Annotated in this window: 13 protein-coding genes; 7 read left to right on the top strand and 6 right to left on the bottom strand. The window is 70.3% G+C overall.

Annotation, left to right across the window (positions count from 1 at the left end; genetic code table 11):
* The first annotated feature begins 180 nt into the window (after positions 1-180).
* The 5 genes from ilvN to HUV06_RS08315 are packed head-to-tail and all read left to right on the top strand — an operon-like array spanning position 181 to position 4,523.
* Positions 181-741, top strand: a complete 561-nt coding sequence (gene ilvN / locus HUV06_RS08335) for an acetolactate synthase small subunit (protein ID WP_174300809.1) — start codon at positions 181-183, stop codon at positions 739-741.
* Positions 742-775: 34 nt separating this feature from the next.
* Complete coding sequence (gene ilvC, locus HUV06_RS08330) at positions 776-1,795, top strand: ketol-acid reductoisomerase (protein WP_174300808.1); 1,020 nt, start codon at positions 776-778, stop codon at positions 1,793-1,795.
* 9 nt (positions 1,796-1,804) lie between these two features.
* The gene (locus tag HUV06_RS08325) at positions 1,805-2,779 is read left to right on the top strand and encodes a hypothetical protein (protein WP_174300807.1); all 975 of its coding nucleotides are present in this window, start codon (positions 1,805-1,807) and stop codon (positions 2,777-2,779) included.
* Positions 2,776-3,786 carry a class I SAM-dependent methyltransferase gene (locus tag HUV06_RS08320; RefSeq protein WP_174300806.1) on the top strand — a complete coding sequence of 337 codons (1,011 nt, stop codon included), beginning with the start codon at positions 2,776-2,778 and terminating at the stop codon, positions 3,784-3,786. Before HUV06_RS08325 ends, HUV06_RS08320 begins: the two co-directional genes overlap by 4 nt.
* The gene (locus HUV06_RS08315; RefSeq protein WP_254600989.1) at positions 3,783-4,523 is read left to right on the top strand and encodes a pseudouridine synthase; all 741 of its coding nucleotides are present in this window, start codon (positions 3,783-3,785) and stop codon (positions 4,521-4,523) included. The genes HUV06_RS08320 and HUV06_RS08315 overlap by 4 nt, the downstream gene beginning before the upstream one ends.
* Positions 4,524-4,543: 20 nt before the next feature.
* On the opposite strand, the gene HUV06_RS08310 is transcribed toward HUV06_RS08315, so the two are convergent.
* The 6 genes from HUV06_RS08310 to HUV06_RS08285 all read right to left on the bottom strand — a co-directional run bounded on the left by HUV06_RS08310 (position 4,544) and on the right by HUV06_RS08285 (position 11,337).
* A complete protein-coding gene (locus HUV06_RS08310) occupies positions 4,544-5,431 on the bottom strand; it encodes an MBL fold metallo-hydrolase (protein WP_217433726.1) in 888 nt (295 codons plus the stop codon).
* 74 nt (positions 5,432-5,505) lie between these two features.
* Positions 5,506-6,918 carry an APC family permease gene (locus tag HUV06_RS08305; RefSeq protein ID WP_174300805.1) on the bottom strand — a complete coding sequence of 471 codons (1,413 nt, stop codon included), beginning with the start codon at positions 6,916-6,918 and terminating at the stop codon, positions 5,506-5,508.
* A gap of 99 nt (positions 6,919-7,017) precedes the next feature.
* Complete coding sequence (locus HUV06_RS08300) at positions 7,018-8,982, bottom strand: CocE/NonD family hydrolase (protein ID WP_174300804.1); 1,965 nt, start codon at positions 8,980-8,982, stop codon at positions 7,018-7,020.
* A gap of 267 nt (positions 8,983-9,249) precedes the next feature.
* Positions 9,250-10,353 (bottom strand): catalase family protein, encoded by a 1,104-nt coding sequence (locus HUV06_RS08295; protein WP_174300803.1) that lies wholly within the window; start codon positions 10,351-10,353, stop codon positions 9,250-9,252.
* A 92-nt stretch (positions 10,354-10,445) separates the two neighbouring features.
* Positions 10,446-10,943 carry an OsmC family protein gene (locus HUV06_RS08290; RefSeq protein ID WP_174300802.1) on the bottom strand — a complete coding sequence of 166 codons (498 nt, stop codon included), beginning with the start codon at positions 10,941-10,943 and terminating at the stop codon, positions 10,446-10,448.
* Positions 10,944-11,013: 70 nt separating this feature from the next.
* Positions 11,014-11,337: a hypothetical protein gene (locus tag HUV06_RS08285; protein ID WP_174300801.1), complete on the bottom strand. Its 324-nt coding sequence runs from the start codon at positions 11,335-11,337 to the stop codon at positions 11,014-11,016.
* Between the two features lie 142 nt (positions 11,338-11,479).
* On the opposite strand from HUV06_RS08285, the gene HUV06_RS08280 reads away from it, so the two are divergent.
* Together HUV06_RS08280 and HUV06_RS08275 are read left to right on the top strand one after the other, a co-directional pair.
* Positions 11,480-14,002, top strand: a complete 2,523-nt coding sequence (locus HUV06_RS08280; RefSeq protein ID WP_174300800.1) for a glycosyltransferase — start codon at positions 11,480-11,482, stop codon at positions 14,000-14,002.
* Positions 13,999-15,468 (top strand): glycosyltransferase, encoded by a 1,470-nt coding sequence (locus HUV06_RS08275; RefSeq protein WP_174300799.1) that lies wholly within the window; start codon positions 13,999-14,001, stop codon positions 15,466-15,468. Before HUV06_RS08280 ends, HUV06_RS08275 begins: the two co-directional genes overlap by 4 nt.
* Positions 15,469-15,517: the final 49 nt, after the last annotated feature.

Here is a 15,517-nt window from a genome sequence, read left to right as displayed (position 1 = left end):
GGAGGCTGGTTTGATGGAGGCGCGGATCTCTACCATCCCCCTTGATGGGGGAGGGGCAGGGGTGGGGGTGGACGGCGGCGCGGTCGGAAGGTTCGCGCCCGCGCCCCCTCAGGCCTGTGGCGCCGCCGTCCCCCCCCATCCCCAACCCTTCCCCTATCAAGGGGGAAGGGAGATGCGCACATGACCGACACCCTGCCCACCGATGCCGTCGGCTCCGCCTACTTCCTCGACTTCGAGACGGGGGCGGAGCGGCGCGCCACCTTCGCCGTCATCGTGGCCAATGAGCCCGGCGTGCTGGCCCGGGTGGTGGGGCTGTTCTCCGCGCGCGGCTACAACATCGAGAGCCTGACGGTGGCCGAGACCGACCATGCGGTGCACACCTCGCGCATCACCATCGTCACCCGCGGGCGCGAAGGGGTGCTGGCCCAGATCAAGGCGCAGCTCGGCAAGATCGTGCAGGTGCGCCAGGTCTTCGAGGTCGGCGGTGATCCCCGCTGGGTCGAGCGCGAGCTGGCCCTGGTCAAGGTGCGCGGAACCGGGGAGCACCGGGTCGAGGCGCTTCGCATCGCGGAGATCTTCCGCGCCCGGGTCATCGACACGGGCACCGACAGCTTCGTGTTCGAGCTCACCGGCGCGCCCGACAAGATCGACAAGTTCGAGACCCTGATGCGTCCGCTCGGCCTGGTGGAGGTGTCGCGCACGGGCGTGCTCTCCATCGCCCGCGGTGCGGAGCGGGTCTGACCCTTTCCCAAGAACGAGACCACGGAAGCTGACCATGCGTGTCTACTACGATCGCGACGCCGACCTCGCCCGCATCCTCTCCAGGAAGATCGCCATCGTCGGCTATGGCAGCCAGGGCCACGCCCACGCACTGAACCTGCGCGACAGCGGCGCCGGCGAGGTGACGGTGGCGCTGCGCCCCGGCTCCGCCTCGGCGAAGAAGGCGGAAAGCGCCGGGCTGAAAGTGATGACCGTGGCCGAGGCCTCGGCCTGGGCAGACGTGCTGATGGTGCTGGCGCCCGACGAGCACCAGCGCGACATCTACGCGAGCGAGATCGCCCCCAACATCCGGGATGGCGCGGCGCTGATGTTCGCCCACGGGCTGAACGTCCACTTCCGCCTGATCGAGCCCAAGCCCTCCGTTGACGTGCTGATGGTCGCCCCCAAGGGTCCTGGCCACACGGTGCGCGGCGAGTACGAGCGCGGCGGCGGCGTCCCCTGCCTGATCGCGGTGCACCAGGACGCATCCGGCCAGGCCATGGACCTCGGCCTCGCCTACGCCTCCGCGATCGGCGGCGGACGGTCGGGCATCATCGAAACGAACTTCCGCGAGGAGTGCGAGACCGACCTGTTCGGCGAGCAGGCGGTCTTGTGCGGCGGCCTGGTGGAGCTGATCCGCGCCGGCTTCGAGACCCTGACGGAAGCCGGCTACGCGCCGGAGATGGCCTATTTCGAGTGCCTGCACGAGGTAAAGCTGATCGTGGACCTGATCTACGAAGGCGGCATCGCCAACATGAACTACTCCATCTCCAACACCGCCGAGTACGGCGAGTACGTCACGGGCCCGCGCATCGTCACCGACGAGACCAGGGCGGAGATGAAGCGCGTGCTGAAGGACATCCAGGAGGGCCGCTTCGTCCGCGACTTCATGCTGGAGAACGCCGCCGGCCAGCCGAGCCTCAAGGCCCGCCGCGCGCTCCTGGGCGAACACGGCATCGAACAGGTCGGCGAGCGGCTGAGGGCGATGATGCCCTGGATCGGCAAGGGCAAGCTGGTGGACAAGGCGCGCAACTAGCCGGTCGCCGTGCTCGCCGCTCCGGTCCAGGCTCCGGCGCCGCCGCTGGCCGAGGGCGTCTGGCGCATCGGGGCGGAGCCGCTGCGTTGGGAGGCGGGGCGCGGCTTCGCCGGCGCGATCAGCTCGATCCGGTTCAGAGGCCGCGAGTTCCTGGACGCCTCGGACCACGGCCGGGAGCTGCAGGGCGCGGTCCAGTTCGGATGGGGGGAATGCCTCAACCCTACCCTGGCCGGGGCCAGCCGCGACGCGCCGGAAGAGTCGAGCAGCCAGCTGCTGTCGATCCGCGCGGGTCCGATACGGTATGGCGCCTCCACCCGGATGGCCTTCTGGAACCGGCCGGGCTCGGGCTGCACCCAGGCGCCCGGCGTGCGGGGCCTGACACTAAACCGGGACGAGGTGTCGGCGCTCGTCTACACCCAGGACATGGCGCCCGGCTACCGCGGACACGCCAACGCGATCCTGGCGCAAATCGGGATCGAAACGCCGCGCGCCCTGCCGCCCGCCTCCGTCGAGGCCCTCACCGGCTACATGCCGCCGGACTTCGACACTTTCATCCGCTACGATCCGCAGAACAGCCGCTTCCGACCGGACCCCGCCCTGAACCTTCGCTCCGCCGAGGGTGAAGCCCCCCTGATCCTGTCCACCGCCGACGGGCGCAGCGCCATGGGCGTGATCGGACTGCCGGGCGCGACCCAACCGCGCTACGCCGGCTTCCATTCGAAGGCGGTGGGCAAGTGGAGCGTGGTCTACCACGAGACCGCCCCCTTCACACCGGGCGTCCACCGCTACGCCTGCGTGTGGATCATTGGAACGCGGCGGGAGGTGGAAGACAGCCTCGCCGCCATCGTGGCCCAAAGCGCAGCCGATGCAACCTCTAGCGAAGCCACTTGGGCCGGGGCGGCGGCTGCAGCGCTCCTCCTGGGGATGGGGCTGCTCGTGGCGTGGGAACGGCGACGACGCAGCCGGCCGCTGAGCCGGCTATGACCGACGGCGACCTCAAGGTAACACGGCTGGACACGAAGTGGCCGGCCTCGCTATCCGGCGATCACGCCGTCGATCGTCACGGCTTCGGGCGGGTCGCTTTGCAAGAGAACGACATCTCCTGCGTCTATGGTGCACCGCTCCGGGAGCTGGCTCCCACGGCGCCGGGCGCACGCCAGATCTCGCCCCTGTTTCCCGGCGCGGCCGCTCTGGAGGAGGTTGCTGCGGAGAGCCTGGACGCCGTGGTGGTCGCCGCGCCGCCAGGCTCCCTGGAGCGGCGCTACGTGCTGGCGCTGGCGCTGCAGGCGCTAAAGCCCGGAGCGGAGCTGACGGCGCTGGCGCCGAAGGACAAGGGCGGCGCGCGGCTGGGCGGCGAGCTTCGGGCCTTCGGGTGCGAGGTGGAGGAGAGCGGCCGTCGGCACCACCGCATCTGCCGCACGCGGCGCCCGCAGGAGCCTACCGGCCTCGACGCCGCTCGCGAGGCGGGGGCGCCCCGGCGCGTCGAGAGCTTGGGGTGGACCCAGCCAGGCCTGTTCAGCTGGGATCGGCCGGACCCGGGCTCGCGGCTGCTGATCGGATCGCTGCCCGCGCTGGGCGGCCGGGGCGCCGATCTCGGCTGCGGGGCGGGGCTGCTGAGCCAAGCCGTGCTCGCGCAGCCCGCAGTCAGCCGGCTGGCGCTGGTGGACTCGGATCGCCGCGCGATCGAGGCGGCGCGCCTGAACGTCGAAGACCCGCGGGCCAGCTTCCACTGGACCGACGCGCGGAGCCTCGAGCTGTCCGGGCTGGATTTCGTCGTCACCAACCCGCCCTTCCACGATGCGGGGCGAGAGGATCGGCGGCTGGGCCAGGCCTTCATCGCCGCCGCGCATGGCGCGCTCCGCACGGGCGGCGTGCTTTGGCTGGTGGCCAATCGCCACCTGCCCTACGAGGAGGCGCTCCGCTCGCTGTTCGCCACCGTCGTGCTCCGGGCCGAACGCGACGGCTTCAAGGTCTATGAGGCGCACAGGTGACGACGTCGCGGCTCGACCGCCTGCTGGCCAACCTCGGCTACGGCACCCGGCGCGAGGTGCAGCAGATGGTGCACGCCGGCGCGGTGACGCTGGACGGCGCGCCGGTGGCCGACGCGGGCCTGCGGCTGGCGCTCAGCGAAGATGTTCACGGGCGGTTGCGGGTCGGCGGCGCGGCGCTCGACCCCCTGCCCGGGATGGCGCTGATGCTGCACAAGCCGCTGGGCGTCACCTGCTCGCACAAGGAGGCGGGGGAGCTGGTCTATGACCTGCTGCCGCCGCGCTGGCGGGCGCGGGACCCGGTCCTGTCCACCATCGGGCGGCTGGACAAGGAGACCACCGGCCTGCTGCTGCTCACCGACGACGGTGCCCTGCTGCACAAGGTGATCTCGCCTAAGCGCCACGTGCCCAAGCGCTACCTCGCCACCCTGGCCCGGCCGCTGGAGGGCGGGGAGGGCGTGCGCTTCGCCTCAGGCGAGCTGAGGCTGGAGGGCGAGGACAGGCCGCTGACGCCCGCGGTCCTTGAGCCGCTGTCGCCGACCACCGCCCGGCTGACCGTGACCGAGGGTCGCTACCATCAGGTGCGCCGCATGTTCGCCGCCGTCGGCAACCATGTGGAGTCGCTACACCGCGAGCGCATCGGCGCGCTGGACCTGCCGTCCGACCTTGCGCCCGGCGAGCACCGGCTGCTCAAGGCGGCCGACGTCGCGGCGCTGTTCGAGACGACGGGCGCGGCCTAGCCGCGCCAGGCGGTCCTTGGTCAGGGCTGGCCGGGGCTCCAGGCGAAGCCGCCGCCCGCCGCCACGATCCGCCCCACCCCGGGGAAGGGGAAGTGCGGGGCGAACACCGGCTCGTGGCTAGCCGCCAGCCTGGTGAGGAGCGCGCGCCGGGTGGCTTCACCCTCAGTCTTGTCGGTGTCGTAGGCGATCGCCCAGTCCGGCTTGGCCAGGGAGACGATGGAGCTGTGGGCGACGTCGCCCATGTCGAACAGGTGCTGCGGGCCGGAGGCGATCTCGTAGCCCACATGACCCGGCGTATGGCCGGGCGCCGCCACCGCGCTCACCCCCTGCACGACCTCCGTTCCCGGCTCGAAGGTGCGCACCTGCGGGGTAATGGCGGCGACCAGGGCCGGGTTCTTCGACTGGGCCTCCATCCAGGCCCACTCCGTCGCCGACATCCGCACAACCGCACGCGGGAAGGCCAGGCGACCGTCGGCCGTGACCAAGCCGCCGACATGGTCGCCGTGGGTGTGGGTGATGAAGACGTCGGTGACCGCATCCGGCGACACCCCCGCCAGGGCCAGGCTCTGAGACAGTACGCCCTGCACCTTGGGGCCGAGGCCGGTGTCGAACAGCATCACCCGCCCTCCGCCTTCCACCAGCAGGGCGTCGACGCCCAAAGTGATCTTGTCGGTTGGCGCGCCCGCCGCCTGCAGCACGGCGCCGATGGCTGAGGGGTTTTGGCCGAGGCCGATGACCTTGCCGTCGTTGGGCGTCACGTTCAGGGCGTCGCGGAGCGCGATCAGCTTCAGCCGGCCGAGCTGGAAGCTCTGCGCCGCCGGCGCGACCGGCTGCGGCCCGGCCAGGGCGGGCGCGGCGACAAAGAGCATCAGGCTCGAGGCGAAGGCGACGGTGATACGCGGGATCACAGGCGAGGCTTTCCAGATCGGACAGGGCGGACAATGTCGCCTCCTGCTCCTGGAGGGAAGGGCCTGCGAGCGACTCAAGCGGCGCCCGGCCCCCGGTGCGCCCAGCTCCCCTGCCGGCGCAGCACCAGCCGGTAGTAGAGGGCCGAGGCGGCGACCACGAGGGCCGACGCCAGCAGCCCCTTGCGTCCGTCGGGGTCGAGCAGGTCCGCCCCGCCGACGGCGGCCAGCGCCGCCAGCGCCAGCACCGGTGTCAGCGGAAAGCCCGGCATCCTGTAGGGCGCGTGCGCGCTGGCGCCGGAACGCCGCCCTTGCAGCGCGGCCAGGCACATGCAGACATAGATGGCCGCCGTTCCCTCCCCGATCAGCACCACCAGCACGTCAAGCCGCACCAGGCACCACAGCAGCGACGTCGCCCCCACCGCGAGCGTGGCGATCCAAGGGGAGTTGAAGCGCGGGTGCAGCCGGGCGAAGGCCGTGCTCAGCCGGGCCGGCCAGGCCCGGTCGCGGCCGCTGCTGTAGAGCTGGCGGCCGCCCATCAGGGCCGAGGCGATCATGGCGTTGAACAGGGCCAGCGCCACGCCGGCGCTCATGACCCTGGCGAGCACAGGTCCGCCGCTCGCCAGGATGAAGGCCGGAAGCGGCGATGCCGCGGCCATCAGCCGGCCGAGGTCCGGAGCGCCCACCAGCACCGCGACAAGCGGCGTGATCTGGAACACCGCCGCCAGCCCCAGCGCCCAGAACACCACCGCCGCGATCCGCTTCGGGGCGTCCCGGATTTCTTCCCCAAGGTAGACCACCGAGCCGTAGCCGTCGAAGGCGTAGATGGCCGCCGCCGCACCGACTCCGAGGCTCGCCAGCGGCACGGGCAGCAGATGACCGCCCGACAACATGACCGGGTGCAGCGCCAGGGAGGCGGCACCTCGGTGGGCTTGGCTAAATCCAAGGCCAGCGATCACGGCCAGGGACACCAGCTCCACGGTCAGGAAGAGCCCGGTGACCAGGGCGTTCACCCGCACATTCAGCACCGATATGCCCGTGCACAGGGCCACCAGCGCCAGCGCGGTGGGGATGGGCGGCAGGTTCGGCGCCAGGGCCTGAAGGTAGGTGACGACGCCCAGCGCCGTCATGGCCGGGGCGATGCTGAAGGTCAGCAGGTTCAGCCCCAGCATGGCGAACCCCCAGGCCGGCCCCATTATTCGCCCCACGATGGTGTACTCGCCCCCCGTCTCTGGAAAGGCCGCCGCCAGCTCGGCATAGACGTTGGCTATGGCGACCCCCAGCAGGGCCGCGGCGATGAAGCAGACGAAGGCCGCCGTCCCCGCCTGGTGGATCACGTCGGAGCCCACCACGAAAACTCCGATGCTCGGCGACAGCCCCGACAGGGTGATCAGCAGCGCGCCGACGCCGCCCATGGTGCGGGCGAGTTCAGGGGCTCCAGCCCGACCTGCGCGCTTCGAGACAGGCTGCTCCGAAGTCCTCCTCAGCATGACGGACGATCGTGCGATACAGCTCTTTCTTCTATGCTCAGCACCTTCGTCATCCTGAGGAGCGGGCTACAGCCCCGCGTCTCGAAGGACGCAGCACCCTCACACCGGCGGCTTCGCGCCCGGACTGGCCGCCTCGGCCGGGCTGATGGGCAGAAGCGGCAGGGCGACGTAGCTGTCGTGGGCTCCGCCGTCGAAGACGTGCTGGGTGGCGGCTCGATATTCGCCCGGCTTTGCGTTGAAAATGTTGTCTACATAGGTCTGGGGGTTGCGATCATAGAGCGGGAACCAGCTCGACTGAACCTGGACCATGATCCGATGCCCGGGCAGGAAGACGTGGTCGGCGGTCGGCAGGGTCCAGCGGTAGAGCTCGGGCGCGTTCGGCGGGATCGGTACGGGGTGCTCGAAGCTCTCGCGGTAACGTCCGCGGAAGATGTCGGCAGAGATCATCAGCTCGTAGCCGCCGAGCTTGGGATCGTTGGCCACCTCGTCAGGATAGATGTCGATCAGCTTGACCACCCAGTCGCTGTCCGACCCGGTGGTGGAGGCCCATAGCCCCACCTGGGGAAAGCCGGCGATGCGTACCGGCGCGGTCAGGGCATCGGTCTCGAAGCTTAGCACGTCGGGCCGGTCGGAGAAGATGCGCTGGTCGTCCACCAGCCACTGGCTCCAGGTCGAGCCGGTGGAATAGGTCGGACGGATCGGGCGAAGGCGGTACGGCACGGGCTTGGCGGGGTCGGACGTGTAGGCCGTAGCCAGCGATCCGTAGCGCGCCGCCTCGGGTGCATAGCCGAGGCCGCCGCCATGCTGCAGGTAGATCGGCGTCGCCTGCACGCCAGGAGCGGGCCAGCTCGGATAGGCCCGCCAGACGTTGGTGCCGGTCTCGTAGGCGGTGACCCGCGCCAGGCTGGCCGGCGGCGCATCGTCTTTCAGGTGGGCGTCGAGGAAGGGCTGCATGATGTAGCGGCGGAAGTAGGCCGCGGTGTCGCCGTCGAACTTGATCGGCCCGATGGCCGAGCCGTCCCGGTCCGCCTGGCCGTGGAACCAGGGGCCGATCACCAGCCGGTCCTCCCCCGCCGTGTCGATCCCGCGCGTGGCCTTCCAGACGGCGGCGGCGCCGTAGATGTCCTCCTGGTCCCACTGGCCCTGGACGAACATGGCGGGGACCTTGTGCGGTCGGGTGGCCAATATCTTGTCCAGCGCCTGGCCCTGCCAGTAGGCGTCGTAGGCCGGGTGCGCCGCCAGCTTCTGCGGGAAGCCGAGGGACTCCACCCCGTACTCCCTGGTGAAGTCCGACGCCGAGCCGGCACGCAGGAAGGTGTCGTAATCGTCATAGGCGCGCCGCCAGAGGTCGTCGCCGGAGCCTCGCACGGTGTCCTGGCTGTAGTAGTAGTCGTAGCCGATCAGGCGGAAGGCGCCGCCGTGAAAGTCGTCGTCGCCCATCCAGGTGTCGCCGACGGGGTTGATCGGCACGGCGGCCTTCAGCGCCGGGTGCGGGTCGTCCATGGCCATCAAGACCATCATGCCATCGTAGGAGGTGCCGATCATGCCGACCCGGCCGTTGCTCTCCGGCGTGTTCTTCACCAGCCAGTCGATGGTGTCCCAGGCGTCGGTGGCGTGGTCGACCTTGGTGGGGTTCAGGGGACCGCGCAGCGGCCGCTCGTTCACGTACTGGCCTTCGGAGCCGTGCTTGCCGCGCACGTCTTGCACCGCCACGATGTAGCCGGCCGCGGTGATGGCGTCGAAGGTGGAGGGCAGCACCTCGGCCATGTGGGCGCTGGCCGTGTGGCTCGTCTCCTCGTCGGCGTTGTAGGGTGTGCGGTCGAGCATGATCGGCGCGCGATGGGCGCCTTTCGGGATGACGATGACGGTGTGCAGCTTCACCCCGTCGCGCATGGGGATCATCATGTCACGCTTCACGTAGTCGAAGCTGTCGGTGCGCGGGGTGAAGTGCTCGGGCGTGTCGGGGATAAGCGTGGCGGCGGGCTGGCCCGCCCGTGCGGCGCCTGCTCCCAGCAGCAGGCAGGCGGCGATACCGGCACAGGCGCGGAGGCTTGGATGGAGCATCGCGGTCCCTTGAACTGTCGAAGCTTGCTAGAGCGCCCGGAGGCGGGGCTCAAGCGCGCGCCGGGCTAAGGGCGTTTGAACATCGATGCGGCAGCATGTCAGAAGGCGCTTGGTCACAAGGGCGCCTCAGGCGCTGGCGGGGGCGTCGCCGGGCCTCACATCGCGGATCAGCAGCAGCGCGGAGGCGGAGGCGCCCAGCGCAGCCAGCGCGCCGCCCTCCACCGCGAGGCCTCCTCCTGCCGCTCGGGAAGGAGGAGGACGGGGGCCTTAATCAGGCAGCGAAACCTCGGTGGGTTCGGTGATCGCGCGCGCCCCGTGCTCGGCGCGAAAGTTGCGGCCCATTTCGTAGGCTGGCCTGCGCGAACGGTTCACGCCGCCAAGCGGCTGGTGGGCGGCGAGGCCGTGCCAGGGACTGAACGAAAGCCCCTTGTCCACCGCCTGGGATCGCGCCTCGCTCCAGGCCGTCTGCGGCTTGGTGCGTACCAGGCCGACAGTGAGATAGTGGCTTTCCCCATCCGGCCAGACCTTGGACGCGTCCTCAATGGGCATGGTCTTGCGGTCGGTGCGAAGCTGGACCTGGAACTCCCACACCGCCCCCGTGGTACGGAAGAAGTCGAGGCAGGCCTCGCGGAGCGCGTTGGGCACGCCGTTGATCTTGATGTGCTTGTCGGTCAGGGCCGTCAGCTCCGGCGAAGCGGGCTTGAGCCGCACCTTCGCCACGTAGCCGCCCCAGCGAAACGGCGTCTGGCTGTAGAAGGTGTCGCCCAGGATGTGGGTCTCGAGCTGTCCACCCAGCGTGGCGACCATGGGGCTGGGCTCGCCGGTGACGGCCACGATGACCGCCTGCACGCCTTGAAGCGCGCCGGACACCGCCTTCTTGAAGCCCGGCGCCTTGTCGGTGGTGCCGGCCAGCAGCTTCAGGTTGGCGAGGAAGGCCTTGGGATTGGGCGCGCCGAACGCCGGCCCGTTGACCAGCACGAAATTCTGGCTGGCCGCGCCCTCGGAGCCTGGAAGGCGCGGACCCTCGACACCCACGACCTTCATCGCGACGCCGCGCGGTGTGGACACGCTGTCATCCAGCAGGTCGCCGGGGATGGTGGAGAAGCGCAGCACCACGCAGTAGCGGCCGGGCCGCGCAAACAGGCCCTGGGCCAACGAGGGCGACAAGCCGTCGAGGACCTCAAGCTCGCCCTGCAGCAGGGCGTGGCTCTTGGCATGGACGCTGCGGATCGGCTGGCCCTCGTCCCTGAGGGTGGTTTCGGACACCTTGCGCATGGTGTCGATCAGGTGCTGGGTGGTCTCCGCCTCGTCATGGGGAACCTCCTCGTCCGACGGATCATAGCGTAGGGCGGGAAGCGGTTCGAACAGCATGAGATCTCCGGTGCTAACCGGATGACAACCGGCAGTCCGCCGCCCCGTTCCCACCTAGCCTGCGTGAGGCCAGGGGCTCTCCATTATCAGCTCTAACCACGCTCAGCGCAGGCCGTGTCCATGTCGCGCATGTGCTGGCCCGCAGCCCCTTGCGCCTCGTGTATCGGCACCGGGACGAGGCGGGTGCGGACCTCCGCGCCCTGTTGCAGCGTCTGGTGCACCGGGCAGCGGTCTGCGATCTCCATCAGTCGCGCCGCCTGCGCGTCATCCAGGCCGCCCTCCAGCGACACGTCCCGTTCGAACACGTCGCGCCCGGCCTTGGCGTCGCGTCGGTGGGAAACCGCCACCTCCACCCGGCTGAGCGGCCAGCCTTTCCGGTCGGCGTAGAGGCGCAGGGTCATGGCGGTGCATGACCCGAGCGCCGCCCCCAGCAGGTCGTAGGGATTTGGGCCTGAGCCCAGGCCGCCGAGGGCCATCGGCTCGTCGGCCAGGAAGCTGGCTCCTCCCGCCTGCACCCGGACCTGATAGCGGCCGGCGCGGGTCTCGGTGATCCGCACGGCCTGGGGCGGGTCCATCGAAGATGGGGGCATGTCTATCGTCCAAACTCGAGAGCCGAGATGATGCGTGGCGCCCGCAGGCCGTCCGCCGGCGGGGCTTGCCTCAGGCCTGCTCGCCGCCCTCGGTATCGAGGACGGTGAAGGCGTCGTGAAAGCGCTTCAGCGCGCCGATGGAAGCCTGAACCCGCGCTGCGGCTGCGGCTGCATCGCCCTGGGTTCCGTTCAGGACGGCCAGGTTGGTGCTGGCTACAGCGTCGGCGAGGGCCTGAAGGCAGGCCTTCAGCGCCGCGAGGTCCGCAGCCTCCGCCTCGGCGGGCTCGTCCTCGCCCGGGTCCAGGAAATCGGAAAGGTCCACCACCTCGGCGTCTCCAGCAGCTCGGGCCGGCGAGGATCGTACGCTGGAGCCGGCCGGCGTGGAAGCGCTCAAGCACATAGGCTCGATCCGACGCCTCTTCCTGTAGGATGGCCGCAGTTGCCGCACATCCTTGGAATCCGGGCTCTCCTCACCTAGAGCACCCTCGCAAGCGGCGCTTGCGCGATCACGGGACACTATGGGCGCAATTGAAGCCTTGAAGCGCCTGTCCACGGCGAGCCTGGCGCCTGTGCGGGCCTGGCGAGACCGGCGCCGCCTCCTCCGCTCCGGCCTGTTCGATGCGGCGTGGTACAGCAGCGTCGCCCCCCCGCCGCCGCGTGGCCGCGATCCGGCCGCCCACTATCTGGCCGTGGGCGCGGCGGAAGGCCGTGACCCCCATCCGCTGTTCAGGACGGCCTGGTATGTGGAGCAGAACCCGGACGTAGGGCGCCAGGGCGGCGATCCTGTCCTGCACTACCTCCTGGCGGGCGCCGCCGAGGGGCGGGACCCCAATCCCTTCTTCTCCACCGCCTGGTATCTTGCCGCCTACCCCGATGTGGGCGCGACCGGTTCCAACCCCCTCGCCCACTACATCGCCCATGGCCAAGAGGAGGGACGACGCCCTTCGCCGCGCTTCGACCCGGCCTTCTACCTGCGCCAGCTTCCGCCGGACGATCCAGGCCGCGCCGCGCCGCTCACACACTTCCTGACCTCCGGCGCCGTGCGGGGGATGAAGCCGGCGCCCGATATCCAGGACCTGGCCGGTGAGCCCGTGGAGTGGGCCGAACTCCGAGCGCTGAAAGCCTGGACCGGACCCCCGGGGCGGGACACGGCCCTGTTTGTCACCCACGCGCCCGATGGCCGGCTGAAGCCGCATGTGGCTGCGCACCTCGATGCGCTCAGACGAGCCGAGGTGGAGATCGTTCTCATCGTCGCGGGCGACTCGGACTTCCTCGATGAGGCCGCCGCGGGGCGGCTGGCGGGGCTCTATGCCCGGGCCAATCTCGGCTTCGACTTCGCCGCATGGGCGCACCTGCTGAAGCTGCTGCCTGCGCTGTGGGATGCGCCTGGCCTCTACCTGCTGAACGACAGCGTGATCGGCCCCGTCGGCCGGGAGGCCTACCAGGCGATGATGGGCCGCGTGCGCGCCAGTTCGGCCGACTTGGTGGGATTGACCGAAAGCCGTGAGCGGGGATGGCATCTGCAGAGCTACTTCCTCTGCCTGCGGGCCGGCGCCCTGCGCCACGCCCGCGTCCAGGGTTTCTTCAACGCGATCCGCAGCGTCGGCGACAAGCAGGCGGTGATCGACAGCTACGAGGTGGCCCTGGCGGGTGAAGCGGTGGAAGCCGGTCTGAAGGTCGAAACGCTGTTCCAGAAGGGTGCGGAGGCCAACCCCACCCTTTTCGCCTGGCGCAGCCTGCTGGCCGACGGCTTCCCCTTCCTGAAGGTCTCGGTGGTTACGGAACGTCATGACACCGTGGACAGTACGGGGTGGCGTGAGGCGCTGCAGGCGGGGGGGCTGGATGCGGCTCTGGCCGACCCGCTGCTCGCCGCCCCGCTGGCCGTCCCCGCAGCTTCAGCCGGGCGGACGGTGGCGGCGCCACCGTCATGGTCGCCTGACCGCATCGCCTTCTATGGCCCCTGGAACTACGCCAACGGCCTGGGAGAGGCGGGGCGTGGCTACCTGTCGGCGTTCTGGCGGCTGGGAAGCCATCTGAACCTCCACGGGCTGAAAACACCGTTCCACGTCCACCAACGCTTCATGCCGGGCTATGACGTGCGGGACTTCGTGGAGGCCGCGGACGCCGCCATCGTCCACCTCAACCCCGACACCTGGCACCTGCTCACCCCTGAGCAGGTGCGCGCCATCGGGCGGGCGCGGATCCGGATCGGGCTGTGGGTGTGGGAGATGGACCACCTGCCCGACTTCTTCCGGCCCAACCTCGACAAGGTGGACGTGGTCTGGACACCCAGCCGCTACTGCGCCGACGTGTTCGCCGCCGAGACCCGCCACCCGGTGCACGTGGTTCCCCACGTGGTGCCCGTCACGGAGGACGCGCCGCAGGACCAGCCCTTGCGCCGGATCATCCTCTACGTGTTCGACGGCAGCAGCTATCTGGTCCGCAAGAATCCCGCGGCCCTGGTGGAGGCCTTCGCCCGATCAGGGCTGGCGGGGCGGGGCTGGCGGCTGGTGCTGAAGACCAAGAACCTCGGCGACCATCCCGGACAGGCGCACGCACTGGTAGAGCGCTGCTCTGAGGTCGCCGGAGTGACGCTGATCGATCGGCACACGTCCCGCGAGGCGCTCGCGGTGCTGATGACCGAGGCTGACATCTACGCCTCGCCCCACGTCTCCGAAGGCTTCGGGCTGACCATCGCGGAAGCCATGGCGGCCGGCAAGGTCGTGGTGGCCACGGATTACGGAGGCTCCCGGGACTTCCTGGACGAGACCTGCGGGCTGCCCGTGTCCTACGACCTGACGACTCTCACCCAGGACTTCGGCCACTATCGCAAGGGCGGTCGATGGGCCGCGGTGCGCGTCGACGCCCTGGCCGAAGCCCTGGTGCACGGCGCTGAGGGCCTTGAGCGGGGTGACCGGACGCTGGGCGCCGCCGCCCGTGCGCGGATTGCCGACCGGCTGTCAGCCGAGCGGGTGGCCGAGGCCATGGCCGCCAGTTTCGCCGAACTCGCCACGCTCGCGCCAGGCCTCGAGGCCCGCCACCGAATGAGGCGCCCTTGATCCCGACCCGATCCCGCAGCCTCGCCGATCCAGACCCGGCCGCCGGCATCCGCTTCGTGACGCTGGCGCACGACCTGCACGCTCGTGACGAGGGTCTGGCCGGCGCGGCTGACGATCCCGAAGGCCTGGTCGTCCTGGGTCCGGGACAGGCCGTGCTCTCGCCGGACTTTAACATCCAGGTGCTCGCCGCGGCGGCGGAGCGGCCCGACGTCGCTCTATTCTACGGCGATGACGCGGTGGTCGGGGAGCCCTCGCCCCGTCTGCACTTGAAGCCAGCCTTCAACCGCGCGCTGCTGCACGCCCAGGACTATATCGGCCCGCTGGTGGTGATCCGCGCCGGCGCGCTTCGACGGCTGGGCGGCCTGCAGCCGCAGATGGCCACCGCGGCGCTCTACGATCTGGTTCTGCGCGCCGACGGCGAAGGGCTCCCCATCGAAGCGATCCGTTCCGTACTGGCGGTCTATCGCGGTGAGCGCCCGGCGTGCAGCCCGGCGGACCGCCGCACCGCCCTGATGCAGGCCTGTGCGCAGGACGGCGGTCCGACGATGCTCCTGCCTGGACTGACGCCCCAGTCGCTGCGGCTGCGCCGCCGCTTCGTCGTCCATCCGGAGGTCACGCTGCTCATCCCTACGCGCCAAGCGGCCGCGGAAGGTGGGGAGGCCCACATCGCTCGGCTGCTGGACAGCCTGGCCGCCAGCAGTTGGCCGAGCGACCGGCTGCGCGTGCTCATCGGCGACGACGTGGAGCCCGGGGAGATCTACGGCGACCTGCGCCGCTACCCCTTTCTTGTGGAGCGGCTGATCACGGGCCGGCCGCCGCAGGCCCCCTTCAACTACGCCGCCAAGATGAACCGGCTCTGGCGCGCAGCCCGCACGGAGCATCTGGTGATGCTCAACGACGACGTCCGGGTGGTCGCCCCCGACTGGCTGGAAGGGCTGATGAGCTTCGCGGTCGATCGCGAGGTGGGCGGGGTGGGCGCCCGGCTGCTCTATCCCGACGGCTCTGTGCAGCACGCGGGCATGGTGGGCGGTCCGTTCGGCGTGTTCATACATCCCTGGATCGGCCAGCCGGGCGACCAGCCCACCTACGGCGACTGGGCGCTGGTGCAACGCGACTGGTCTGCGGTCACCGGCGCAGTCTTCGCCACCCGTCGTTCGGCCCTGGAAGCGGTGAACGGCTTCGACGAGCGGTTCGCGCTGGAGTACAACGACGTCGACCTGTGCCTACGCCTGAAACTCGCCGGATACCGCATCGTTCAGGCGCCGGACGCCCTGCTGATCCACCACGAAAAGGCGTCACGCGGCGAGACCGCCGCGCCCGGCAGCCAGACCGCGCTGTTCCTGCGCCGCTGGGGACAGGTTATCGCCAACGACCCGGCCTATCATCCGGGCCTCCGCCGCGATGGCTTCGTGGTCCAGCCCGCGCCGACGGGTGGAGCCTGGTATACGCAGATTTCGGTGGGCTAGGCGCTGCAAGCCTTCCGCAATTCCCTGGGAGCGGCCGAGACAGGCGTTA

Source organism: Caulobacter sp. S45, assembly GCF_903642205.1.
GTDB lineage: Bacteria > Pseudomonadota > Alphaproteobacteria > Caulobacterales > Caulobacteraceae > CAHJWH01.
Note: the sequence above shows the minus strand (reverse complement) of the source record. Positions and strands in the feature narration are given on the sequence as shown.

Coding starts and splice junctions, on each gene's coding strand:
- HUV06_RS08320 (WP_174300806.1), top strand. CDS start 2,776: ATGACCGACGGCGACCTCAAGGTAACACGGCTGGACACGAAGTGGCCG.
- ilvC (WP_174300808.1), top strand. CDS start 776: ATGCGTGTCTACTACGATCGCGACGCCGACCTCGCCCGCATCCTCTCC.
- ilvN (WP_174300809.1), top strand. CDS start 181: ATGACCGACACCCTGCCCACCGATGCCGTCGGCTCCGCCTACTTCCTC.
- HUV06_RS08300 (WP_174300804.1), bottom strand. CDS start 8,982: ATGCTCCATCCAAGCCTCCGCGCCTGTGCCGGTATCGCCGCCTGCCTG.
- HUV06_RS08290 (WP_174300802.1), bottom strand. CDS start 10,943: ATGCCCCCATCTTCGATGGACCCGCCCCAGGCCGTGCGGATCACCGAG.
- HUV06_RS08295 (WP_174300803.1), bottom strand. CDS start 10,353: ATGCTGTTCGAACCGCTTCCCGCCCTACGCTATGATCCGTCGGACGAG.
- HUV06_RS08305 (WP_174300805.1), bottom strand. CDS start 6,918: ATGCTGAGGAGGACTTCGGAGCAGCCTGTCTCGAAGCGCGCAGGTCGG.